General features: G+C 62.6%; 23 protein-coding genes and 1 pseudogene. 9 read left to right on the top strand and 15 right to left on the bottom strand.

The window, feature by feature from the left end:
• Positions 1–46: 46 nt before the first annotated feature.
• The 7 genes from Q0936_RS03340 to Q0936_RS03310 form a co-directional block, all read right to left on the bottom strand.
• Positions 47–1,036 (bottom strand): 2-oxoglutarate and iron-dependent oxygenase domain-containing protein, encoded by a 990-nt coding sequence (locus tag Q0936_RS03340; RefSeq protein WP_299377857.1) that lies wholly within the window; start codon positions 1,034–1,036, stop codon positions 47–49.
• A complete protein-coding gene (locus Q0936_RS03335; protein ID WP_299292918.1) occupies positions 1,033–1,722 on the bottom strand; it encodes an aspartate/glutamate racemase family protein in 690 nt (229 codons plus the stop codon). Before Q0936_RS03335 ends, Q0936_RS03340 begins: the two co-directional genes overlap by 4 nt.
• Before the next feature lie 2 nt (positions 1,723–1,724).
• Positions 1,725–3,026: a TRAP transporter large permease subunit gene (locus Q0936_RS03330; RefSeq protein ID WP_299292916.1), complete on the bottom strand. Its 1,302-nt coding sequence runs from the start codon at positions 3,024–3,026 to the stop codon at positions 1,725–1,727.
• On the bottom strand, positions 3,023–3,736 hold the full coding sequence (locus Q0936_RS03325; RefSeq protein WP_299292914.1) for a TRAP transporter small permease subunit: 714 nt from the start codon (positions 3,734–3,736) through the stop codon (positions 3,023–3,025). The genes Q0936_RS03330 and Q0936_RS03325 overlap by 4 nt, the downstream gene beginning before the upstream one ends.
• Positions 3,737–3,803: 67 nt before the next feature.
• Positions 3,804–4,742 (bottom strand): TRAP transporter substrate-binding protein, encoded by a 939-nt coding sequence (locus Q0936_RS03320; protein WP_299292924.1) that lies wholly within the window; start codon positions 4,740–4,742, stop codon positions 3,804–3,806.
• A 38-nt stretch (positions 4,743–4,780) separates the two neighbouring features.
• Positions 4,781–6,052: an FAD-binding oxidoreductase gene (locus tag Q0936_RS03315; protein ID WP_299292912.1), complete on the bottom strand. Its 1,272-nt coding sequence runs from the start codon at positions 6,050–6,052 to the stop codon at positions 4,781–4,783.
• An 83-nt stretch (positions 6,053–6,135) separates the two neighbouring features.
• On the bottom strand, positions 6,136–7,080 hold the full coding sequence (locus Q0936_RS03310) for a GlxA family transcriptional regulator (protein WP_299292910.1): 945 nt from the start codon (positions 7,078–7,080) through the stop codon (positions 6,136–6,138).
• 83 nt (positions 7,081–7,163) lie between these two features.
• On the opposite strand from Q0936_RS03310, the gene Q0936_RS03305 reads away from it, so the two are divergent.
• The 3 genes from Q0936_RS03305 to Q0936_RS03295 all read left to right on the top strand — a co-directional run bounded on the left by Q0936_RS03305 (position 7,164) and on the right by Q0936_RS03295 (position 11,276).
• On the top strand, positions 7,164–8,324 hold the full coding sequence (locus Q0936_RS03305) for an acyl-CoA dehydrogenase family protein (protein ID WP_299292908.1): 1,161 nt from the start codon (positions 7,164–7,166) through the stop codon (positions 8,322–8,324).
• 88 nt (positions 8,325–8,412) lie between these two features.
• Positions 8,413–10,494 carry an acetate--CoA ligase family protein gene (locus Q0936_RS03300; protein ID WP_299292906.1) on the top strand — a complete coding sequence of 694 codons (2,082 nt, stop codon included), beginning with the start codon at positions 8,413–8,415 and terminating at the stop codon, positions 10,492–10,494.
• Positions 10,491–11,276: a carnitinyl-CoA dehydratase gene (locus tag Q0936_RS03295; RefSeq protein ID WP_299292904.1), complete on the top strand. Its 786-nt coding sequence runs from the start codon at positions 10,491–10,493 to the stop codon at positions 11,274–11,276. Before Q0936_RS03300 ends, Q0936_RS03295 begins: the two co-directional genes overlap by 4 nt.
• Here the strand turns inward: Q0936_RS03295 and Q0936_RS03290 are convergent.
• From Q0936_RS03290 to Q0936_RS03275, 4 genes are all read right to left on the bottom strand, one after another.
• A complete protein-coding gene (locus Q0936_RS03290; protein ID WP_299292902.1) occupies positions 11,273–12,856 on the bottom strand; it encodes a tripartite tricarboxylate transporter permease in 1,584 nt (527 codons plus the stop codon). The genes Q0936_RS03295 and Q0936_RS03290 overlap by 4 nt on opposite strands.
• On the bottom strand, positions 12,856–13,419 hold the full coding sequence (locus Q0936_RS03285; protein ID WP_299292900.1) for a hypothetical protein: 564 nt from the start codon (positions 13,417–13,419) through the stop codon (positions 12,856–12,858). The genes Q0936_RS03290 and Q0936_RS03285 overlap by 1 nt, the downstream gene beginning before the upstream one ends.
• A gap of 60 nt (positions 13,420–13,479) precedes the next feature.
• Positions 13,480–14,430: a tripartite tricarboxylate transporter substrate-binding protein gene (locus Q0936_RS03280; RefSeq protein WP_299292898.1), complete on the bottom strand. Its 951-nt coding sequence runs from the start codon at positions 14,428–14,430 to the stop codon at positions 13,480–13,482.
• A gap of 123 nt (positions 14,431–14,553) precedes the next feature.
• Positions 14,554–15,813, bottom strand: coding sequence for a cytochrome c peroxidase (locus Q0936_RS03275; protein ID WP_299292896.1), 1,260 nt, complete (start codon positions 15,811–15,813; stop codon positions 14,554–14,556).
• 51 nt (positions 15,814–15,864) lie between these two features.
• Here Q0936_RS03275 and Q0936_RS03270 point away from each other — a divergent pair, with 51 nt between their 5' ends.
• On the top strand, positions 15,865–16,335 hold the full coding sequence (locus Q0936_RS03270) for a tetratricopeptide repeat protein (protein ID WP_299292894.1): 471 nt from the start codon (positions 15,865–15,867) through the stop codon (positions 16,333–16,335).
• Between the two features lie 291 nt (positions 16,336–16,626).
• On the opposite strand, the gene Q0936_RS03265 is transcribed toward Q0936_RS03270, so the two are convergent.
• From Q0936_RS03265 to Q0936_RS03250, 4 genes and pseudogenes are all read right to left on the bottom strand, one after another.
• On the bottom strand, positions 16,627–17,541 hold the full coding sequence (locus Q0936_RS03265) for a LysR family transcriptional regulator (protein ID WP_299292891.1): 915 nt from the start codon (positions 17,539–17,541) through the stop codon (positions 16,627–16,629).
• 19 nt (positions 17,542–17,560) lie between these two features.
• The gene (gene leuD / locus Q0936_RS03260; RefSeq protein WP_299292889.1) at positions 17,561–18,166 is read right to left on the bottom strand and encodes a 3-isopropylmalate dehydratase small subunit; all 606 of its coding nucleotides are present in this window, start codon (positions 18,164–18,166) and stop codon (positions 17,561–17,563) included.
• Positions 18,166–19,541: pseudogene (leuC, locus tag Q0936_RS03255) on the bottom strand (3-isopropylmalate dehydratase large subunit). The gene leuD and the pseudogene leuC overlap by 1 nt, the downstream one beginning before the upstream one ends.
• A complete protein-coding gene (locus tag Q0936_RS03250; protein WP_299292887.1) occupies positions 19,538–20,440 on the bottom strand; it encodes an alpha/beta hydrolase in 903 nt (300 codons plus the stop codon). The pseudogene leuC and the gene Q0936_RS03250 overlap by 4 nt, the downstream one beginning before the upstream one ends.
• Before the next feature lie 221 nt (positions 20,441–20,661).
• Here Q0936_RS03250 and Q0936_RS03245 point away from each other — a divergent pair, with 221 nt between their 5' ends.
• The 5 genes from Q0936_RS03245 to Q0936_RS03225 all read left to right on the top strand — a co-directional run bounded on the left by Q0936_RS03245 (position 20,662) and on the right by Q0936_RS03225 (position 24,311).
• Positions 20,662–21,255 (top strand): TetR/AcrR family transcriptional regulator, encoded by a 594-nt coding sequence (locus Q0936_RS03245; RefSeq protein WP_299292885.1) that lies wholly within the window; start codon positions 20,662–20,664, stop codon positions 21,253–21,255.
• A 249-nt stretch (positions 21,256–21,504) separates the two neighbouring features.
• Complete coding sequence (locus tag Q0936_RS03240) at positions 21,505–21,855, top strand: hypothetical protein (protein ID WP_299292883.1); 351 nt, start codon at positions 21,505–21,507, stop codon at positions 21,853–21,855.
• A gap of 3 nt (positions 21,856–21,858) precedes the next feature.
• Positions 21,859–22,467: an SRPBCC family protein gene (locus tag Q0936_RS03235; protein WP_299292881.1), complete on the top strand. Its 609-nt coding sequence runs from the start codon at positions 21,859–21,861 to the stop codon at positions 22,465–22,467.
• Positions 22,468–22,479: 12 nt separating this feature from the next.
• Positions 22,480–23,316: an SDR family NAD(P)-dependent oxidoreductase gene (locus Q0936_RS03230; protein ID WP_299292879.1), complete on the top strand. Its 837-nt coding sequence runs from the start codon at positions 22,480–22,482 to the stop codon at positions 23,314–23,316.
• Between the two features lie 23 nt (positions 23,317–23,339).
• Entirely contained in the window at positions 23,340–24,311 is a 972-nt protein-coding gene (locus Q0936_RS03225) for a haloalkane dehalogenase (RefSeq protein ID WP_299292877.1), read from the top strand.
• Positions 24,312–24,339 lie beyond the last annotated feature (28 nt).

The raw sequence follows: 24,339 nt of genomic DNA, 5'->3' as shown, positions 1-24,339 counted from the left end.
GATCCGGCGGGACTTTGCCAAATCTGGACATGCCGGGACGCCTGTTTCACCCGTCCTTGTACTGGGCGAAACTCTTGCGGTTGCGTGACGCGATATGCGCGCCCACGGTGACGGGGGCGTAACGACAGGCCGCACGGTCCACGCCAAGGTCCGCAGGGTCAACCACCGTGTCCGTATGCGGGTCAAAGAACACCGGGATCGAATAGCGCGCGCCAGCGGTGCGGTTGATCACGCGGTGCAGGGTCGAATTGAACCGGTCATTGCTCCACCGCGCCAGCAAGTCACCGATGTTGCACACCAGCGTGCCGTCAATGGGCGGCGCTTCGATCCAATCACCAGACCGCGCGCGCACCTGCAAACCGCCGCTAGCGTCCTGCAACAGCAGGGTCAGGACCCCGAAATCCGTGTGCGGCGCGACACCATAGCGCCGCGCGGCCTCGTCGGCCTGGGTCGAGGGCGGATAGTACACCGCCTGCCCCCGCGCCAGCGGCTTGGCGTAGGCGGCGTCGAACTGATCAGCGGGTTGCCCAAGGCTGACCGCGATGGCGGACATCAGGCGACGCCCCACATGGCAGACCGCCGCGTGATAGGGGGCAAGGCCGCGCCAAAGCTCAGGACAGGCCGCATCCGGCCACTGGTTGGGTGCAACCATCGGCTTGCCCGCACGCCAGTCGGGATCATCCTCTGCCACCTCAGCAGCCCAAAAGAACACCTCCTTGAGGTCGTGGGTGTCCGCCCCATCCAGCCGCGACATACCCTGCGCCATCCACCCGCGTTGGTGTGTGTCGACGGCGACAGACGCCTTGGCCTCGGTGTCCAAAGCAAAGAACTGTGCGGCGGCGGAAAAGGCGCGGTCGATAACCGTTTGCGCAATCCCGTGGCCCGAGACATAGAAAAACCCGTGATCCGTCGCGGCGGCGTATATGGCATCGGCGACCGCATCCATCCCCTCCCCCGCCATGAGGGTGGATATGTCGATCACAGGGATCGTCTTGGCATCTGTGGCACGTGCGGCGGCAAAAGGCGTGTCGGTCATGGCTGCACCTCAGTGGGGCTCAGAAAGGCGGGTTTGACGGTGCCGGGGCGGGCCGCTTCGATCTCCGTCAGGATGTCGATCACCGGCACAGGCGTCACGTCACGGATCGCGGGTTTGTAGGGCGGCAGGTTGGTGCATTCGAGCACGATGCAGCGATGCACAGGGCGGATGTGGTCCGCGATCAAGGTGCGCATTTCACGGGCGGCGCGGTCCTGATCCAGATGCGGCAGGTTCTGCCCGATCACCTGCCGCAGGTGCATGTCCGGGTACAGACCTACGATGCTGGCCGCAAACGCGCCGTGGCGACCCAGATGCGGCGCGCCAAGGCTGCCTGCGTCGAAGGTGACGATCATCACCTCGTCCGGTGCATGGGTTCGGGCGATGCGGTCCAGTGCCACCAGCGACGAGGCAATGACCGGACGGTCGGCCAGCGCGGCAAGGTGCGCCTGCCAATAGGACAGGAACCCGCAAGAGGTCACGATCACCTCGCCCGAGGCTGCGCGCAGGGCCGCTTCGAACGGGGCAATGTCGATATCCTGCGGCGCGCCGCTGACCACATGCGCGACCGTGGCGCTTGGGATGCGCAGCACCTCGATTGGATCGATGTAGGTCTCGGCACTGCCCACATCGCCCGGCACCCTTGGGAAATCGGTGTCGAGTTGCAGGACAGTGACAGACGGTGCCATGGCTATTGCCGGATGTTGTCCGGCAGCCACGTGGCCAGCCCCGGAAACGCCACGAGGATCACCACCATCAACAGCATCAGCCCCACCATCGGGATCGCGGTTTTGGAGATATAGCCGATGTCATGCCGCGTCATGCCTTGCAGCACAAAGAGGTTGAAACCGATGGGCGGTGTGACCTGCGCCATCTCGACCACCACGACGATGAAGATGCCGAACCAGATTACGTCGATGCCCGCCTGACGGATCATCGGTTCGACAATCGCCATGGTCAGCACCACCGACGAGATCCCGTCGAGGAACATGCCGAGGATCACATAGAACACCGTCAGCGCCGCAATGAGCGTAATGGGCGACAGGTTCATCTGGTCGATCCACGCGGCCAGCGCGCGGGGCAGCCCGGTGAAGCCCATGGACAGCGACAGGAACGCGGCCCCCATCAGGATGAGCGCGATCATGGCGGATGTGCGCGTGGCCCCCATCAGGCTTTCGAAAAGGGCCGACGCCGTGAGCGACCGCTGGAACGCAGCCAGCACAAGCGAGCCGATCACACCCACCGCCGCCGCCTCGGTCGCGGTGGCCCAGCCGAAATACATCGACCCGATCACGGCAAAGACCAGCATCAGCACAGGGATCAGGAACCGGCTTTCGGAGAACATCTCGCCCACGCTCATCCCCGGTTCGGGGGCCGGGCGCTGTGCAGGCCGGAAATAGTGCCATGCGATGATGTAGGACATGAACAGGCCCGCCAGCACGAGGCCCGGAATGATGCCCGCCATGAACAGCTTGATGATGCTCTCGTTGATCGACACGCCATAGACGATCAGCGTCAGCGACGGCGGGATCATCAGGCCCAGCGTGGCCGCGCCCGCCAGCGTGCCAACGATCATGTATTCGGGGTATCCGCGCTTGCGCAGTTCGGGGATCGACATCTTGCCCACCGTGGTGAGCGTGGCCGCCGACGACCCCGACACGGCGGCAAAGATGGTGCAGCCCGCAATGTTGGTGTGCAGCAGGCCACCGGGGAGGAACCGCATCCACGGGGCCAGGCCGCGGAACATGTCCTGCGATAATCGGGTCCGGTACAGGATCTCGCCCATCCAGATAAAGAGCGGCAGCGCGGTCAGCGTCCAACTGCTCGACCCCGTCCAGATTGTGGTGATCATCGCGTCGCCTGCGGGGCGGGTGGTAAACAACTCCATCCCCACCCAGGCGACGCCCATCAGGGCCAGACCGATCCAAACGGACGACCCCAGCAGGGTGAACAGGACAAAGAGAAAGACAATCGTGGCGTAGGCTTCGGTCATTCCACCGTCTCCGATACGATTGGGTTCACGCCGGTGATCAGCATCCGGAACAGGGTGTCCCACAGGGCGATGGCCAACAGGACGGTGCCCACGGACATGGCCAGTTGCGGGATCCAGACGGGGGTATAGACCAGCTCGCTCGACCGTTCGGCCCAGACGGTGCCCCACTGGCTGACCGCGTGGCTGGGCAGGCTGAACAGGGTCACGACCCACTCGGGAATCTGGTCTTGCCCTTGCGTCCGGTCGTTCAGCATCTCGGAAAATACGTTCGCCTTGATGGCGTAGCGGGCGAAATAGGTGGCGATGACCGCCGCGGCAAAGACCGCAAACACATCGAGCCAGCGTTTCAGAAAATCATTGGCGTTCAGGATGATCGACACCCGGATATGCGCCCCGCGCGTCATGGCGTGGCACAGCGCGAAAAAGGACGTGGCCGCCATTGCGTAGCCCGCGAACTCGGTGGTGCCGGGCAAGGCCACGCTGATCCAGCGCGCAATCATACCCGCCACGATCAACCCCAGAATGGTGACCATGAACACCGCCGCCATCACCCCGCTGGCCAGATAAACACCATCCAACAGCCGCCAAAACGGGCGCAGGATACGCTCGATCCGGGGACCGGCAAACAGGCAGATCACCGCAAACAGGGATGGAAGGACAAAGAGCCAGACCCAAAGCGGCAGACCCATGACCGGTGACCAGTCACGCATGGCAAATTCCCGATGTTGGAAAAACGTAGGTCGGCGTCGCAATGGGGCGACGCCGACCTTGTGTCACTCAGTTGGCCTTGTAGGCGTCAAGGATCGCCTGACCATCCGCACCTGCGGTTTCCAGCCACTCGGCGGTCATCTTGGCGCCAATCGCTTCCAGCTCGGCCAGGAAATCGGGGCCTGCATCTTCGACGCTCATGCCGTTCTTGGCCAGTTCGTCGAAATAGAAGTTCGCCAGTTCCGCCGACTTGGCCGCACAGCTCGCCGCTGTCTCATCCGCAGCCTTCTGAATGCCCGCTTGCACCTCTGCGTCCAGACCTTCCCACGCTTGGGTGTTGACCATCACGTAGTTGCGCGGCAGCCATGCGTTGACCTTGTAGTAGTGGCTCAAGTGTTCCCAAACCTTGCGGTCATAGCCGGTAGAGCCCGACGAGATGAACGCCGACGCCACGCCTGTGGCCAGCGCCTGGCTCAGTTCCGCCGCTTCGATCTGGACGGGGATCATGCCCAGCTCTTCGGCAAAGGTCGCAGTGGCCGAGTTGTACGAGCGGAACTTGATGCCCTGCGTGTCAGAGGACGATCCCACTTCGTTGTTGAAGTAGAACCCCTGCCCCGGCCATGGGCAGGTATAGAGCGCCACGAGGTTCAGGTCGGCAAGCTGTGCATTGACTGTGTCGCGCGCGGCCTCCCACAGTTTGGCGTTGTCCTCATAGGTTGTCGCAATAAACGGCAGGTTGTCCCAACCCAGCAGGGGCGCTTCATTTGCGTGGGCGGACATAAACCGTTCACCGATCGGCACCTGACCGGTCTGGATCGCACGCTTGATGTCACCACCGCCGAACAGCGAACCACCCGGATGGACCGTGATGTCGATGGCACCGCCGGTGTACTCACGCACCTTGTCGGCAAAGATCACGCCGTGCTCGGAATGAAAGTTCGTGGCCGCATAGGCCATAGGCATGTCCCAGGACTGCGCATGCCCATCGGCCCAGGCGGCACCGGTCATGCCAATGGCCGCAACACAGGCTGTTTTGAAAATCGTCTTCATGTCATTCTCCCTGAAGGCCGAGCAGTGCGCGCGGCAAATTTCATCGGATCAAAAGGCGCCAAATCTGCGTTCGGCTGTTTTCCGTCGATCAGATCCGCGATGATCCGACCCGTTTTGGGACCACCTGTCAAGCCAACGTGCTGATGTCCAAAGGCAGAATAGCTGCGGCCGCCCGGATCATTGGCACCGATCAGCGGCAAGCTGTCGGCCGGGGCGGGCCGGTGGCCCATCCACTCGACAATCCCGTCATGGGTCACGTCCGGCAAGAGCGACGCAACCTGCCGCCGCAGCAAGGCAAAGGGCGCGCGGCTCGGGCCGTTGTCCAGCCCGCCGAACTCGATCACCCCTGCGGCACGCAGCCGACCCTCCATCGGGGTGAGCACGAATTTGCCGCTGGCCACCATCATCGGAAAACGCGGCATCCGCGACGGGTTCAACAGCTCGATATGATAGCCGCGCTCGCTTTCGAACGGCACCTTGATGCCCAGCTTGTGTGCAATGGCCTTGGACCATGGTCCCATCGCAAAGACGATACGGTCTGCGCGCATCTCTCCGTCACGCGTGACCAGCGCGTCGATGGCCCCTTCGGCCGTGACGTTCACGTCGGTGATCTCGGTCAGGTGCAACTGCCCGCCCTCGGCGACAAAGTGATCGGCCAGTGCCTGCACATAGGCCCCCGGATCAGAGATGCGCCCATGGTTGTGACAACGCACAACCGTGTCAAAGGCGGTGCCGAACACCGGGTCATCCCGCCCGTGCGTCGCCCCCGAAATAACAGAGAATTCATATCCCAGCGCCTTGCGCTTGCCCCAACCATACGCATCCGCATCGTAGGCGGCGCGGGTGGCATAGCCAAAGCAATAATCCTCTTCGCTGATGAACCGCGCGGCGGGTGTGTCGCGGGCCAGCGCGCGATGCTGGTCCAGCGTGTCATGCAACAGCATGGACATCGCCGCCCCGTAGCGGTCGACATGCGCGTCGGTGGCATGGGGCAGGTAACGCATCAGGAACGGCATCAGTCGGGGCACGTAGGACCAGCGCAAAAACAGCGGCGCGTCCCGGTTCAGCAGCATGCCCGGTGCGCGCCGCATCAAACCGGGCGTTGTCACCGGCAGGACTGCGCCCGCCGCCAGCACACCCGCATTGCCGTGGCTGGTGCCGCTCGCCGGGCCCGCCCGGTCCACGATGGTGACGTCATGCCCAGCCCGTTGGAGCCATATGGCGCAGGACACGCCGACGATCCCGGCCCCTGCAACGATGATACGCATACCGCCCCCCATGCGACGTGTTGGTTTGCCCTGTGCCGCACAACACCCCAGACCGGCGCGCGGCACAAGGCGTTTCGCAGCACCTACTGGCGGCGGCGCACTTGGGTCGGCGTTGCATGAAACGCAGTCCGAAAGGCGCGTGTCATCGCACTGGCGTTGTCATACCCACAGCGCCCCGCGATTTCGGACACCGGCTGATCGGTCTCGATCACCAACTGATAGGCGCGGTTCAACCGCAACCGGTGATAGACCGCTTGCGGGGTGGCCTGCATCGCCTCGCGCATCCGGCTTTCCAATGTCTTTTGGGTGCATCCTATGCGCCGGGCGATGTCGGGAATGGACACGGGCTGTTCCAGATGCGCCTGCATCACATTCAGTGCGCGCGCCACCATCCGACCGGGTCGGCCCACGGCTGGGCCCTGTGCCGGTGTCCTGTCGGTGGACATGAACAAATGCGCGACGTCTGTGGCCAACAACGGCCCATGCGCCATGCCGATCAGATGGGTCACCAGATCAAAAGCTGCCATCGCACCCGAACAGGTGATGCGCGGGCCATCCAACACGAACCGCTCTCTTTGCACGTCGATGTCGGGAAACGCCTCGGCAAAGGCCGTCAGCTCATCCCAGTGGATCGTGGCCCGGCGGCCATCAAGCAGACCCGCACGCGCCAGCAACCACGGCCCGGTGTCAAATCCGGCAATCACGCCGTAACGGTCTGCAACCCGCCGCAGGGCGCGCACCACCGTCCACTGGTCCAGCGCCCGGATACCGTAAGACGGCATCACGCACAGGGTGTCACCCGTCGCATCTGCCAAGGATACGTGCGGCGCGACTTGCATCCCGCTCGAGCTGGCCACCGGCGCGCCATCCAGCGTGCAGAACTGCCACTGGTACAGATCCCGCCCCGCCAAAGCATTGGCCGCGCGCAGGGGTTCAACCGTGTTGGCCAGACAGTGATTTGAGAATTGGTCAAAGAGCAGCACGTCAATGTGACGGATGTCGTGCCAAATATTTGACGAAATCTGCATGATTTATGTCTAACTCTGCATGCCAGAGCTGCGCAAGCTGCGCTTTGATCCTTGTGACCGTCGTTTGAAAGGATGCCAAGGACATGCAGTTTGGCCTGACCCAGGAACAAGAGATGATTGTCTCGACCGTGCGCAGTTTCGTGGAAAAGGAAATCTATCCCCACGAGGCCGAAGTCGAGCGCACAGGCCACGTGCCGCACGAGCTGGGTGAAGAGATCAAGCGCAAGGTGATCGACCTGGGGTTTTACGCCTGCAACTTCCCCGAGGAGGTCGGCGGCGCAGGCCTGAGCCACGTGGATTTCACGCTGGTTGAGCGTGAACTGGGCCGCGGGTCCATGGCGCTGACGCATTTCTTTGGCAGGCCGCAAAACATCCTCATGGCCTGCAACCCGGAACAGCGCGCGCGCTATCTGCTGCCTGCGGTGCGCGGTGAACGGATGGATGCGCTTGCGATGACGGAGCCCGATGCCGGGTCGGATGTGCGCGGTATGAAATGCACAGCCGTGCGCGACGGCGGCGATTGGGTGATCAACGGGTCCAAGCATTTTATCTCGGGCGCGGAGCACGCGGATTTCTTTATCGTGTTCATCGCCACCGGCGTGGACGAGACACCCAAGGGGCCCAAAAAGCGGATCACCACATTCCTTGTCGACCGGGGCATGCCGGGGTTCGAGGTGCGCGATGGCTACACCTCGGTCAGCCACAAGGGGTACAAGAACTGCATCCTTTATTTCGACAATTGCCGTCTGCCCGATGCGCAGGTTCTGGGTGAGGTCGATGGCGGTTTTGCGGTGATGAACGAGTGGCTCTATGCGACGCGACTGACGGTTGCGGCCTTTTCCGTCGGTCGTGCGCGGCGGTGTTTCGACTATGCGCTACACTATGCAGCCGAGCGCCAGCAGTTTGGCCAACCCATCGGCAAGTTTCAGGGTGTGGGATTTCAGATCGCCGACATGATCACCGAGATCGACGCAGCCGACTGGTTGACGTTGGCGGCGGCCTGGCGGCTGGACGAAGGGCTGCCCGCGAACCGGGAGATTGCGTCCGCCAAGCTTTATGCATCGGAGGCGCTGGCGCGGGTCACGGATGCGACCTTGCAGATCTATGGCGGGATGGGGTTGATGGACGACTTTCCCATTGAGCGGTTCTGGCGGGATGCGCGGGTGGAACGCATCTGGGACGGGACCAGCGAGATCCAGCGGCACATCATCAGCCGCGATCTTTTGCGGCCCTTGGGCGCATGAATTTGGATCGAATGGGCAAGGCCCATCCGACAGGAGCGAGGGGCGCTGCCCCTCGCGCTCCCCGAGGTATTTGGAGCGAAAGGAAGCCATGACGGACGAAGTGCGGGATGTGATGCGTCTGATGCGGCCCAGATCCGTGGCGGTTGTTGGCGGTGGTGCCTGGTGCACGCAGGTGGTGCAGCAATTGGTGTCGTTTGGGTTTGATGGCCCCATTTGGCCAGTGCATCCGCGTGCTGCGATGGTGGCCGGGCTAGGTGCCTATCCGTCGGTTGCGGATTTGCCCGCGCCGCCGGATGCGACCTTTGTTGGGGTGAACCGCGTGGCGAGTGTCGACGTCGTGCGGGCGTTGGCAGGCATGGGCGCTGGGGGGGCTGTGTGCTTTGCCTCAGGGTTTGCGGAGGCTGAGGCCGAAGATGCCGCAGGCGTAGATATGCAGGCGGCGTTGGTTGCGGCAGCGGGGGCGATGCCGATCCTTGGCCCCAATTGCTACGGGTTTATCAACGCGCTGGACGGTGCGCTGTTGTGGCCGGACCAGCATGGGTGCGTGCCGGTTGAGCGGGGCGTCGCGCTCCTGACGCAAAGTTCGAACATCACGATCAACCTGACCATGCAGCAACGGGCGTTGCCTGTGGCCTATGCCGTCACCTGCGGGAACATGGCGCAGACGTCACAGGCGCAGATTGCGACCGCACTGCTGGACGACCCGCGCGTGACAGCCATAGGCCTGCATATCGAGGGCTTTGGCGATGTGCGCCAGTGGGAGGCCTTGGCCGCGCGTGCCCATGAGAAGGGCGTGCCCCTGGTGGCGATCAAGGTGGGCGCATCCGATCAGGCCCGTGCCGCGACGGTGTCGCATACCGCATCACTGGCAGGCAGTGATGCCGGGGCGCAAGCGTTTCTCGACCGGCTGGGCATACCCCGCGTGCGCAGTTTGCCGGAGCTGTTGGAGACGCTGAAGCTGTTGCACGTGACGGGGCCGTTGGCTGGCGGGCGCATTGCATCGATCAGTTGTTCGGGTGGTGAGGCGAGCCTGATTGCGGATATGGCGCTGGATCACGGGCTGACCTTTCCGGCCCTGGACCAGACGCAGACCAAGCAATTGCGTGCGGCCCTTGGGCCTATGGTGGCGTTGAGCAACCCGTTGGACTACCACACCTATGTCTGGCGCGACACGGATGCGATGACGCGTGCGTGGCTGGGGATGACGGGTGCGCAGATCGATATGACGCTGTCCATTGTCGACTACCCAGTGACGGATGCTAGCGATTGGTCCTGTGCCACCGATGCCGCGCTGAACGTGCGGCGTGCAACTGAGCGGCCCTTTGGCGTTGTCTCCACCCTGCCCGAGTTGATGCCGCGTGACACAGCAGAGACACTGATGGCAGGTGGTGTTGTGCCGTTCTTTGGGTTGGCCGAAGCCTTGGCCGCGCTGGATGCCGCACGACAGGTTGGTGCGCCGCATGAGCAAGCGGTGGCCCTGCCCGGCTCTGGCCCAGCTACGGAAACCCTGTCAGAGGCGTCAGCTAAGGCCGCGCTGGCCGCGCACGGTGTCATCGTCCCGGCGCATAGAACTGCAACGCCGCACACCGTTGACGCCGCAGTGGCGGCACTCTCACCACCCTTTGCGATCAAAGGGACGGGCCTTGCCCACAAGACCGAAGCCGGGGCCGTGCGCTTGGGCGTCACACGGGCGGATGCCGCGCGTGTCGCGACCGAGATTGGGACCCGAACCGTTTTGATCGAAGAGATGATCACAGACGGCGTGGCCGAGCTACTGATCGGTGTCACGCGCGACCCGGCACATGGCTATGTGCTGACGCTGGGCGCGGGCGGTGTGTTGACCGAAGTTCTGAAGGACACGGTTTCGCTGCTGTGCCCGGCCACGGCATCCGACATTGCGCAGGCCCTTGAACAGTTGGCATGCGCCCCGTTGCTGCGCGGCTATCGCGGCCAACCTGCTGCGGATATGACGGCCATTACAGACACGGTTCTGGCGGTGCAGGACTACGTGCTTGCGCAGCGTCTGACCGTCAGCGAAGTTGAGATCAATCCGCTGATCTGCACACCGCACCGCGCGGTGGCGGTTGACGCGCTGATCCGCATGGCACGCGCGGATGACGCCACCGATACGGACCACGACCCACTGACCCAAGAGGCACCGACGACATGACCGACACTCCGATCAAGACACGGCGCGATGGCGCAATCCTCGAGGTGACGCTGGACCGGCCCAAGGCCAATGCGATCGACCTCGCCACATCGCGGGTCATGGGCGAGACATTCCTGGCCTTTCGCGATGACCCCGCGTTGCGCGTGGCGATCATCACGGGTGCGGGGGAAAAGTTCTTTTGCCCCGGTTGGGATCTCAAGGCCGCAGCCGACGGGGATGCAGTTGACGGGGACTACGGCGTCGGCGGCTTTGGCGGTTTGCAAGAAATGCGGGCCATGAACAAACCCGTCATTGCGGCGGTGAACGGTATTGCCTGTGGCGGTGGGCTGGAACTGGCGCTGAGTGCGGACATGATCCTGGCCGCGGATCACGCGCAATTCGCCCTGCCCGAGATCCGGTCCGGGACGGTGGCGGATGCGGCGTCGGTCAAGCTGCCCAAGCGGATCCCGTATCACATCGCGATGGAGCTGCTGTTGACCGGGCGCTGGTTTGACGCCGAAGAAGCGCATCGCTGGGGGCTGGTGAACGAGGTTGTCCCCGCGGGGACACTTATGGACCGGGCGTGGGAACTGGCGCGGCTGCTCGCCTCGGGGCCGCCGCTGGTCTATGCCGCGATCAAGGAGATCGTGCGCGACGCAGAGGATGCCAAGTTTCAGGACACAATGAACCGTATCACCAAGAGCCAGTTGCCCTCTGTCGAGAAACTCTATCGCTCCGAGGATCAACTGGAGGGCGCGCGCGCCTTTGCCGAGAAACGCGACCCCGTCTGGAAAGGGCGCTAGGGTCGCCGCCGCGCGCCCAGGACGACTACCAGAACCGACAGCGCCATGAACACCGCAGCCACCGGGCTGGTGAACAGGAACCACGGGTCACCACCGGTGGCCGAAAACGATTGCCGCGCGCTGTCCTCGAGTTTGGCACCGAGGATAAAGGCAATCACAAAGGGCAGTGGCGACATCCCCACCAGCCGCATGCCAAACCCCAGCACGCCAAAGCCAAGCGTGAACCAGACGGCCTCCATCCGGGTTTCCTGCACGTAGATGGCGGTCAGGGTCAGCACCAGAACCACCGGCAGCAACCGGTGGCGCGGCACGCGGGCCAGAAAGCCCATCGACCGCATGAACACACCACCCACGGTCCAGTTCATCAGGTTGGCGACGAACATGCAGGTAAAGAGGCCAAAGGCGATCACCAGTTCCGGGTTCACCTGATCCGTGGTGAACCGAAACACCGAAGGTCCGGGGTTGAAACCGCCAATGCTCTCGGCGGCCAGGATCAGGAACACCGCCGCCGTGTTGCCCGGAATACCAAGCGACAGCACCGGGATCAGGTTGGCCCCTGACACGGACGAATTTGCCGCCTCGGTCGCGGCAATCCCGCGCGGCGCGCCTGTGCCAAACGCGGTGGCATCCGGCGGGCTGTGGCGGTCATGTCGCGCCTTGGCCGATGTGTAACCGATGGTGGCCGCCAGCGTGGACCCAATGCCCGGCAGCGCGCCAATCACCGTCCCAATCACAGAGGACCGCAGGATCGTGGGCATCAGTGCCCGAACCTCGGGCCAGGACAACGCTCTGTCGGCGTCCTGATCCGGCGTTTTCGCGTCACCTGAGGGGCGCAGGCGGTCGGCGTGGCCCTGCGCCATTTGGTGAAACACGGTGCCCAGGATCAACACGCCCAACACCGCTGCGGCAATCGGGAAACCCCGGTTCAAAGTCTGGGTGCCCATGGACAAGCGCGGATAGAAATCCTCGCCCGTACCAACGTAGACGGCCAGCAGACCAAGGCCCGCGCTGATCAGCCCCTTGCCCGGTGATCCGCCCACAACCGCCGCGATGAACGACAGCGACAGAATCAGCAGGGCCGTCTTTTCCGGCAGGTCGAGATAGGCCTCGACCATCAACGCAAGGAAGGGCGCACAGAGGATCAGCACGATGTCCGAGAACGTGTCGCCCGAGGCCGAAGACAGGTGCGCAATGCGCAGGGCGCGTCGGGCCTGTCCCTTCATCGCCATGGGATAGCCGTCCAGCGTGGTCATGTAACTGTCGGGCGTGCCGGGTGTGTTGAACAGGATCGCGGGTACCGCGCCGCCAATTGTGGCCCCTTTCATAATCCCGATGAGAAAGCCCATCACCGGCAACAGCGCATCAGGGGTAAAGCCAAAGGCCGAGATCAGGATCGGCAGGGAAATCGCCATGGCAATCGGCCCGCCCAAACCCGGCGTGGCACCGGCGACAATGCCCAGCAGGAACCCGGCACAGACCATGACCAGCGTGACAGACACGCCAACCCCTAACAGAGCAAAGGCTTCGGGTCCCTGAAACACGGCCAGAATGCCCAGCCAGACATATCCCAGCGCGTCCATCAGTAGTCCCCGTTGGGCGGCAACAGCAGATCGTCAAAGGGCAGATCAAACAGGGCAATCATCCCCGCCACGGCACCTGCGCCGATCAACAGCGCACGGATCGTCACGGCGCGTTCCGCCAGGCAGATGGGGCCGCTGATGGCGATCACGCCGCCTAGCACGAAACCGATGTATTTCCAGGGCGTATCCGCCCGCAACAGCCGGTATTCGCGCGCGCTCCCCTGCACAGTGTCAGCCAAGGCAAGCGCCATAGGACCGGCCACCAGCATCACCGCAAACCCGGCAACAATCATCGCCAGCATGGCCACGCCAAACCCAAGGGTGCCGCGCCAAGGCGCGCGATCCTCAGCCTCTGTTGGACCCGGTGCCAACGCCAACAACAGCCCACCCATCAGGACAAAGACCGCCGCCACGGTCGGCGCAAGCGCATCGCCGATCTCGACCCGGCGGCGGACCTTTTCGATCAGCCCGGTATCGGTATCAAGCGGGATCCAGACCGTGATGCACAGCACTGCGAAACTGGCGCAAATCAGGCCGAGCGCTCTTGTTCCGGTGCGGGACATCTGTTGCCTTTGTGCTTGGATCCGGGCCGCGTAGCTGGATGCGGTCCGGATCACCCTAGCCTATTCTGACGCCGCCGCCAAAAGCGCACCAGACGCATCGAAATCGGCGGCCAATTGCGCCTGCAACGCCGCACCGGACACGATCAAGGGTCCGCCAAATGCCTTGGCAATCAACGCGCCCGCTCCGGTGTCGGGGTCCGAAATGATCTCGGCAATAGCGGCGGACATGGCGGCCTGTGCCTCGGCGGACATACCGGCGGGACCGGCAAACAGGAACTGGCCATCCGAGTTGAAATCGACGCCGAGGTCCGCAAATGTGGGCGCATCCGGCGTCTGGTTCAGTGGTACGGACAGTGCCGATGCGAGGTTGACCAGATCACCTGCTGCGACGCCTTTGGACTGGATACCGGCCATAAAACCAAGGTCGAGATCACCCGCGTTCACGCCGTCCATCACCGCCTTGCCACCGCGCACTTCGACGATGTTGAACGTGACACCCTGGGCCTTGCCCAGGAGATAGGCCAGGTCGGCCAGTCGTGGGCTCATCGCGCCAAAGCGCAACGCCTCACCGCCCTTGGCTGCGGCCACGGCGTCACCGATGGTCGTCCACCCCTTGGAGCTGAGCGACACCACGCCCATCTGAAACCCGGCTGTGGTGGTGATACCGGTGAAATCGCCAGGCTTCATGCCCGCGTCCGCCGCAGCCATGTTGTAGCCAAACGTCTCGGTCACAGCCATGCCGATCACGGTGCCATCCGCAGGCGCGTCCTTGAGCACGGCGGCGAGGTTCAACCCGCCCTTGCCGGTGACCTGTTCGGGAATGATTTTCCAACCGTGCCGTTTCTCCAACTCTTCGGCGATCAGGCGGGCCTGTGTGTCCGCGCCGCCACCGGCACGAAACGCAATCATCAGCTTGATCGGGCCCGGCGGTGTCCAGTCCGCAGCCAGCGTCGTTGTCGCCGCCAAAGCCACGGCCGCCGCACCCAACAGTGTTTTGAAAATATCCTTCATCGCTTGTCCTCCCAGACCCGACGACGTGTCGCCAGAGCAATTAGTTGATACGTCAACAAAATCGGATCACCGGTTTGAGTCAAGACATATCGCATGCGCCCGGCCCCCGTTGGCGGGCCCGTTTCAAGGCGTGATGCGGCCATCAACGGGCAATCCGCTGGGCACGGATGCGGGGATGCCCAGAGGGCCATCGCGCGCTGTTTCGCCCGTCAAAGCCCCTAAAAACGCAACGATCTGAGTGACTTCCGCATCTGACATCTGGATGTTCGTCATCGGCACTGCCGCGCGCAGGCGCGCCATTTCGAGACGGTCCTGCCAAACCATGAAGTCAATGCCAGAGAGCCACGGCACGTCCGGCAGGTTGGCCATGTCGCGCGTCCAGGCATCCAGCATGTCCAGCGGCGCAAGGTGGTGGCGCACAATCCCTTCGAGCGTCGGATAGGCCCCGTTGTGACCGTAGGGTGCGGTCAGGGCCACATTGCGCAGCATGGGCGTTTTGAAGGCATAGGCGTCCTCGAGCGCATCGCTTTCGCCCATCCGACCGACATCGCGCACCATGGGGTCAAAACGGCGCGTGCGGCCCGGTCCAAACGGCGGCAGGCCAAGCGCGTGAAACTTCTGATCGGTCATCAGCGGACCGGCGTGACAGCTTGCGCAATCTGCCTTGCCATAGAACAGCGCCATGCCCTGTTTCTCGGCTTCGGTCAGGGCGCTGGGATGTCCGGCCAGATGGGCATCAAACGGGCTGTCGAAACTGGTCCATTCCCAGATCATGAACGCGCTGAGCGCGTTGGCAATATCGGCGATGGTGATGTCGGTGGCGGTGTCGATATGGGGGAAGGCGCCTGCGAACCCTTCGGCATAGGCGGGGATGTGGCGCACCCGGTCAGTCAGGATCGGCCAAGCGTAATCTATGCGGTTGTGCACCGCGCCTGCGACCTCGTTTTCCTTGGGATTTCCGGCCATCTCAAACTGGGCCACCAGTGGAAAAATAGCCTGTGCGGCCAATAGGTTATCCAGACCTTCGGGCAGCCACTCCTCGGCCGGGGAATTGAAGCCGTTCTCGTAGGTGTCCGCCACGCTGAGGCGGCCATCGTGGAACATCGTGTGCAGGTCGCGCGCTCCCAGATTCCACAGGCCCGGCGCGTTGCGCGGGATGCGCTTGCGGATACGGTCATCGCCCACGCCAGCGGTGCGGTGCGGGCCCAGACCTTCGCCCCCTTCGCCGATGCCCAGGCTCAGACCATCAGCGGTGCCAAGATCGGGGTGGTGACAGGTCGAACAGGCGATATTGCGGTTGCCCGACAGGATGCGATCATAGAACAGCAACTGCCCCAGTTTGGCTTGCGCCGGATCCACGGTGATGAAATCATCCGACGTCAAAGGCTGCGGGAGCCCTTGGGCAAAGGCCGGGGATGCAGCGAGGAGAATGACATGCGCAAACTTGCCATAGCCCTTTGTTTTCTTGGCTTTCCTGCCTTTGCCGAAATCGAGGAAGCCCGCGATTTGATGGAGGCTGGTGCCTATGAGGCGGCCTATGAGGCGCTGTGGCCCGCGGCGCGGTCGGGCAATGCGGATGCCGAGGAACTGATCGGCGTGATGTACGCCCTTGGCCTTGGGGTCGAGCGCGACGACGAGCGGGCGTTCGAATGGTATTTGCGGTCGTCCATGAAGGGGCATCCCGGCGCGCAGAGCGGTGTCGGATGGTACTATGAGGTTGGGCGCGGCATGCCCGCCCCGGACCTTGTGCGCGCCTATATGTGGTACACGCTGTCCGCCATCGGCGGCGACCCGGACGCGGCCATTTCGCTGGAAGAGGTGGTCAAGAAAATGACGCAGGAAGAGATCAATCGGGCGCATATTCTGGTCGCTGACTACAAGGTGTGGATGTATCCGTTTCGGTGAGTTTGGCAGGGGATGGACGCCTTGGGAACCCCCCGGCGTTAATGCACCGTACGGTGGTTCAGATCGGGCAAAACGTACAGTTTCAGGCGACATTTGTACGTTTCCCACCCGCCTGAGACGGCTGGATTTAGCGATTTTGAGCAAATTGTGCAGTTTTGCCGCCAAACTGCACGGTTTTGGTCCGGGACTTGCGTTCATACCCCGTTAACACCTGACGGGCGTTCATATTTGAAACCGCACGGTAACTTTTGGCTAAGGGTTTCGGGGCGGGCCACATAGCGCGCGCAGACCCTAGCCGGAATTTTCATTTTCGCGGGCGTTTTGGCTGGCGACGGCGGTTACGGCGTCCACGAACTCTGCGATCAATGCGCTGTTGCCGGTCTTGCGATAGGCGACATAAAGGTCGATCCCATTCTGGCTGTGATCAAACGGCACAAACGACAGGCCGCGCGGTGCGATGGTTTGGACCCAAGCCGGGGCCAGTGCGATGCCAAGCCCGTGCAGGACAAATTGCAGCAACGTGGATTTGTCGATCACTTCGCACACGATGTTGGGCTGCCGGCCCAGCGCGCGGAACCCCTGCCACAGCATTTCGTGCAGGATCGGGCGCGCGTGTTTTGGATAGCCGACAATGGGCTCGTCCAGCAAATCGGCGGGGCCGAGGTGGTGTCTGGTGGCGAGCGGATGGTTTTCCGACGTCACCACCACCACGCTTTGACTGTAGAGAAGGCGGCTGGTGACGAAATCCTCTTGGGAGGGCGTGCGAATGAAGGCGATGTCCGTATGATAGCTGGCAAGCTGTTGGGCATGGAAATCGGAGCCGGATATTTCGAGGATTTGCGCGTGTACATTGAGGTGCCGCGCGCGGAACCTGGCCAGGGCCTGAGGCAAGAGCATTGAGATCGCTTCGTCCACGCCGCTGATCCGCAACGTCCGGAGATCGGTTGCAGACATGTGGCGGACAGATGCGACCGACGTTTCGACGTCTGACAGGATCTTTTTCGCATCGCGCAGCAATTCGGCACCCGCCTGTGTCAGGCTGACCTGTCGCGTGGTTCGGAACAACAGGGGCGCGCCAAGTTCGGTTTCGAGCGCGGTGATCCGATCCGACAGGGCGGAGGAGCTAAGCCCCAGCCGTTCGCTTGCCTTGCGGAAGTGCAATTCCTCGGCGACCGCGACGAAACACTCTAGCTGTCTGAGTTCCAAATTGCCCCCGTTTGCCGGACTATTGCGCCACGGTCACACGCATGGTTTCGGTCAGACCCGCCTCGAATTGGCGGATCGCGTCGGCGTGTTTCAGGCTGTCCAGCGTGTCATCGCGATCTTCCAACAAAGCGGCGCGGGTTGCATCATCCATTGTGAAATCCAGCGTCTCGTTGCCGTGGGACAATTGCCGCGCCGTGATGTCGATGGTGATGTGCAGCCCGTCGGGATGGTCCGCCAGTGCAAGCAACCGGTCGCGGATGTCCGCTGTGATGATGGGCAGGGCCAGCCCGTTCTTGCGCGCATTGTCAAAGAAGATGCCCGCAAAGCTGGTCCCGATGATCGCGTGGACACCGTATTGCATCAGCCCCCATACGGCGTGTTCACGGCTGGACCCGCAGCCAAAGTTGTCACCCACGATCAGGATCGATGCGTTGTTCCACGGGGGTTTGTTCAGCACGAAATCCGGGTGTTTTTTGCCCGTCTCGTCGAACCTCAGATCGGCCAGCGCCCCATCGGCGAGGCCCTCGCGGGTGATGGTCACCAGAAACCGTTTGGGCATGATCACGTCGGTGTCGACATTGGCGAGCGGGAGTGCGGCGGCAAGGCCATTCAGCGTTCTGGGCATCAGTCGGTCCCTTTCTCGAAATCGCGCACGTCAGCCAGATGCCCGGACAGGGCGGCGGCGGCGACCATGGCGGGGCTCATCAGATGGGTGCGCGCCCCGCGCCCCTGACGTCCCTCAAAGTTGCGGTTGGTCGACGAGGCGACGCGCTCGCCGTCCATGGCGATGTCGTCGTTCATGGCCAGACACATCGAACAGCCGCTCTCTGGTCGCCAGTCAAAACCGGCCTCTGTGAAAATGGTATCCAGACCTTCGGCTTCGGCCTGAAGTCTCGTCATGGCCGATCCGGGCACGACAATCGCGTTCACGCCGGGGGCGACGGTGCGGCCCCGGATTACAGACGCCGCGGCGCGAAGATCCTCGATACGGCTGTTGGTGCATGACCCGATAAAGGCGCTGTCGATGCGGATGTCGGTGACCGGCTGGCCGGGTTCCAGCCCCATGTAGTCCAGCGCGCGTGCGAGGGCCTGTTGCGCCTTGGGTGTGGTGGCGGTGCTGGTGTCGGGCACGGTGCCGTCGATGGCAACCGATTGATCCGGGCTTGTCCCCCAACTGACCAGCGGTGCGATTGTGGCGGCGTCGATGTCATAGGTCGCGTCATAGGTGGCGCCCGCGTCCGAGGCCCAGGTTTCTGCGTCGTAGCGCAGCCCGGTCGAGGCGGCGTTAAAGCGGTCTGGTCGGCGGCAATCAGGGCTGCCCGCGCGCCCAGTTCGACAGCCATGTTGCAGATGGTCATCCGGCCCGCCATGGACTGCGCAAAGATGGTGTTGCCGGTGAATTCCACGGCAAACCCGTTGGCACCGCCTGCGCCAACGACTTGGACAACTTGCATGATGATGTCCTTGGCCGTTACGCCCGGTGCCAAAGCACCTTCGACATTGACCCGCATGGTCCTGAGCCGTTTGTAGCGGAGCGTTTGCGTCGCCAGAACGTGTTCGACCTCGGAGGTGCCGATGCCGAACCCCAAGGCCCCGAACGCGCCGTAGGTGGTCGTGTGGCTGTCGCCGCATACGATGAGCATCCCCGGTGCCACGAGCCCCTGTTCCGGCACGACGACGTGTTCAATGCCTTGGCGCGGGTCGCCCAACCCGTAAAAAGCGATGCCGTGCTTGCGGCAGTTGGCCTCGAGATTGTCGATAAGGAGCTTGGACGCCGCATCATGCGGGTCGCGCTGGCGTGTGGCGTTCACGTGGTCGACCACGGACAGGTGCGCCTGGGGACGCCAGACCTTGAGGCCCTTGTGGTCGAGGCCGGAGAACGCCTGTGGGCTGGTGTATTCGTTCATGATGTGGAAATCGACATAGACCAGCATGTCGCCGTCGGGCAGATCGCAGACCTTGTGGGCATCGACCAGCTTGTCATAGAGCGTGCGGCTCATGCTTTGGCCTCTGTTGCGGTGTGCAGGGCAAAGAAATCCGCCATCCGGGTGGCGATGTCCTGGGGGATTTCTTCGGCCATGTAATGCGTGGCATCCAGCATCTCGCCGTCCACATGGGCCGCGCGTTCGCGCCACAGGGCCAGCGCGTCAAAGCAGGCCGCAATTGCACCACGCTTGGCCCAAAAGACCCGCGTGGGCGTCGCAAATTTGCGGCCGCAGTCTTCATCGTCGTGCTGGATGTCTATGGTGGCCGCAGCGCGGTAATCCTCGCAGGAGGCGTGGATGGCGGCCTTGGTGCTGAAGGCGTCCAGATATTCCGCCAGCGCATCCGCCGCGAATGGATTGCCGCCCTTGGCCTGATTGAGGCATTTCAGTTTCCAGAACGATTGGGGGTCAGTGCCGATGATCTGTTCCGGCAGCGGGTGCGCCTGGATCAAGAAATACCAGTGCCAGTAGGCCGTGGCGAAGGCTGTTCCCGCGTCGCGGTACATCTCGCGGGTGGGGGCAATGTCCAAGAGCACCATCGCGTTCACACGGTCCTCGAAATCCAGCGCCAACCGGTGCGCCACACGCGCGCCACGATCATGCGCGCCCAGAAAAAACCGGCGATGTCCAAAATGGCCCATGACGTGGATCATGTCGCGGGCCATGACGCGTTTGGAATAGGGCGTGTGATCCGCGTCGGTGTCCGGTTTGCCCGAGCGACCGTAACCACGCAGGTCGGGACAGATGACATGGTAATTCGCGGTGAGCCGCGGCGCCACGCGGTGCCACATCGCGGACGTCTGCGGATAGCCATGCAGCAACATCAGCCCCGGCGCGTCGCGTGGCCCGGCGTGACGGACGAATATGTCCACGCCGTCGCCCTGTACGACCTCTTCTCTAAAACCTTCGAACATCGCGACCTCGGGATTTGTTTGCCGCAGTCTAGCCGGATTTTCATCGAGCACTGTCCGGAAAAACTGAGCAATGATTTCGGCGAAAATGCTGTGGCAGTTTGGGGAGCGTGCTTGGGCGGTCAAGCGACCGAAGGACAGGCGCGGTGGCGGCGTTGAGCGCTCACAGACAGGTGATCAAGGGAAAGCTGGACTCAGACTAACCGGTTGGTTATTGGTCTCGCATGACCACGCAAGAGACCAAAACCCAGATCCTGGACGCGGCAATCGAGTTGTTCTGGACGTCGAGCTATCATGCCACGAACATGAATGCCCTGAGCGATGCCGCGGGCATGAACAAGGCCACGGTATACCAGCACTACCGCTCCAAGGAGGCCATTGCCATCGCGGCTGTGGGCCGTGCGCTTGAACGCACGGAGGGCTGGGTTTTCAAGGAGAGTTTTGAGGCGTTTTCTGATCCTCTGGAGCGTCTTCAGTCGATTTATCAACGCATCTACCAAAGCCACAAATCGCTCTATGAGGCGGATGGGCGGATGCGGGGCTGCCCGTTTGTTAATATCGGCGTGGAGTTGGCCGTGAGCAGTGACGGCGTGCGTGAAGCCGTCAACAAGGCCTTTGCGGTCTTTGAAGGTTATTACGCCCGGATTGTCGAGGACCTCGCCGCGTCGGGCAAGCTGGTGCATGACCTGCCAGCGGCACAGCTTGCCACAGATTTGCAGGACAACATGAATGCAACGCTGGTGACGTCAAAGCTCACCAAAAGCCCCCAGGCGATACTTGATGGAGCGGATCGCGCGCGGCGGTATCTCATCGGGTAAAAATTTTGGCCGGAAAATAACCAACCGGTTGGTATAAGGAGGAAGCCATTGAATGACATGACCACCGTCGACCCTCTGGGTCTCAGGGCATTGGCGACGTTGGCCCACGCGTTGGGCGGCACAAGCGGACGTATCAAGGGCATCTGACCGCCACGACCTGACACCTGAAAAATTCGAAACCAACGCCGTCGGTCCCCGTGCCGGCGCATGGCACCGCTGTGCCAACGCACACCCAACAGGAGCGTCCTCATGCAACTTGTCTATTCCATTGCCGTCCCCGTCCTTGTCGCCAGCTTTGCCATGCCAGCACTGGCGCAAAACGGGCCCTCGCCGCTCTATGTGGTGTCGATCCTGGGCAGCGACACGCAGACGGCGGCAGAGCTGGCATCTGCCTACAAGGCCGACGTGTTCGTCGATCTGATTCATCACGAGGGCCGGTTCATTTCGGCCCCGAATGCCGTTGCAAAGGAAATGGACAACGACTGGCTGCCGGACGGCGCGACGGCCTTTCGCAATGACGCGGCGACGTCGTTCACCGAAGCGCGCGGCGATTTTCTGACGGCCGACCAAGCCCCCCGAAACCTCCAGAAAAGGACATAACCCATGATCACACGCAGAGACATTTTGATGGGGAGCGGTGCCGCCCTTGCCGCATCCATCGCAGGGCAGGCGTTCGCGCTTGGCAGCAGATTCCCGCATGACCAACGCACCATTGGAAATTTCCGGGTCGACACCGTCACCAGTGCCGCATTGGACCAGACCTTTGCCCTGCAACTGGACGCAGCCCCGTCGTCGGTCTGGGAATTGGTCGGCTCTCACATCCGGCTCAACGAATGGTTCCCCGGCATCGCACGCGCCTATGTGCTGGAGCCGACATCAACCAACCGCAGCTTTGCGCCGCTCTTGACCCGCCAATGCGAGTTCGAGGGGGATCTGCTGACCGAGGACATTCCCTATGACAATGGTCGCGACGCCTATGCCTATTCGATCAACAAGGACCGCTCGAACGTCCTTGTCCCCATCTCGGATCATCTGGGCGTTTTCACAGTCGAACCGGTGCAGGGCGGCAAGAGCCTGCTGGTGTGGCGGCAGTACTGGCGCAAGGGCCTTATGGGTCAGGTCGGCGTGCCACGGCTTGTGAACCGTTACATGAAGCCGGGGTTGCAGAACCTTGTCGACCGCTACGGCGGCGGCTTTGTGGCTGTGTCCTGAGGGGGTGGTGATATGAACAAGACAGCATTCCTTTCCCGTTTTGGCCCCTGGGCCATGGTCACCGGGGCCACATCAGGCATTGGGCGCGAATTTGCGGATCAACTGGCGGATATGGGCATGAACCTTGTGCTCGTGTCGCGCTGTCAGGATGCGCTTGATGGTGTGGCGGCCAGCCTGTCCAAACGGTCGGGCATCCAGACACGCACCATCGCGCTGGATCTGAGCGATCCGGGGTTTCTGGCCCCGCTGAAAACAGCCATTGCAGACATTGATCTGGGCCTGATCGTGTCCAACGCCGGTGCCGATCACATGGGCGCATTGCTGCGCATCCCCTTGCCCGATTTGCAGGCGATGCAGCGCCTGAATGCGGCGTCGCATCTGGACATGGCGCATGGGTTCGGCACCCTCTTCATGGAAAAGCGCAAGACGGCGGGTCTGATCTTTGTGTCCTCGACTGCCAGCCTTCAGGCGACGCCGTTGCTGGCGAACTATGCCGGGGCCAAGGCCTATGTGATGAACCTGGGCGCGGCGCTGAACAGCGAGCTGCAAGGCACGGGCATTCATTCCACGGTTCTGGTGCCGGGGCCCACGAAAACGCCCGCCTTTACGGACAGAACGGACATCGATCTCAAGACGATGCCCATGCCGCCGATGAAGACCCGGCCCGTCGTGCGCGCCGCCCTGCAGGGCGTGATGCAGAACAAACCCATCGTCATTCCCGGCACCCTCAACCGCGTCATGGATTGGATGGGGCGGCGTGTACTGACCCGCGGGATGAGTGCCGGCATGTGGGGCATGCTGATGAACAAGGCGGCCCCCGACACCCTCAAAGTAAAGCCGCGTGTTTGACGACGGTCTGAAAGGAAAACCCAATGAAACATCTCTATGCGTTCTGCGCCGTCATGGTGCTTTGGACAACATCAATGCTTGCGCAGGGCGGTTCTGACCTGGACCCCCGCATCGCCATCAAAGCGCCGCAGGCCTCGGAATTTGTCACGGTCAACGGATCGCAAATGCACTATCTGACGGCCGGGTCCGGGGATCCGATTGTCTTTTTGCATGGGCAGCCGACATCCTCTTACCTGTGGCGCAACGTGATGCCGTTTCTGGAGGATCAGGGTCAGGTCATTGCGCCCGACCTGATTGGCTTTGGCCAATCGGACAAGCCGGACCTCGGCTACACCTTTCAGGACCACTACGCTTACATCGACGGGTTCATGGATGCGCTTGAGCTGTCTGACGTGACGCTTGTGATCCACGATTGGGGATCGGTTCTGGGGCTGACCTGGGCGCGCGAGAACCCGGACCGCATCAAGGCCGTGATCTTTATGGAGGCCCTGGTGGCCCCTGTCTTTCCGATGGACGACATCAGCGCGTTTGGCCCTTTTGCCGACACGTTCCGGGCCTTTCGTGATGCAGAGGCAGGGCCGGAGTTGTTGATCAAGCAGAACGTGTTCATCGAACAGATTTTGCCAACATCGGTGTTGCGCCCCTTGCGTGCGGAGGAAATGGACACCTACCGCGCGCCGTTCCTGAATGAGGCGGATCGCAAGCCGTTGCTGATGTGGCCGAATGAGCTGCCGATTGGCGGTGCGCCTGCGCGCAATGTTGCGGTGTTCGAGGCCAACAATGCGTGGCTGACAACCTCCGAGACGCCCAAGCTGTTGATCTACTTCGATCCCGGTGTCCTGATCCCGCCTCAGGTCGCCCATTGGATCGGGGCGCATTTCAGCAACATCGACATCCGTTACGGCGGGGCGGGCCTGCACTTTGCGCAGGAGGACCAGCCCGTGGCCATCGGACGTATCAGCGCCGACTGGCTGAACGCGCTTGCCGCGCAGTGAAACGAGCAGCGGCAGGTCCTCTGCCGCC

Source organism: uncultured Tateyamaria sp., assembly GCF_947488715.1.
Taxonomy (GTDB): domain Bacteria; phylum Pseudomonadota; class Alphaproteobacteria; order Rhodobacterales; family Rhodobacteraceae; genus Tateyamaria.
This window is presented reverse-complemented; position numbering and strand designations above follow the sequence as displayed.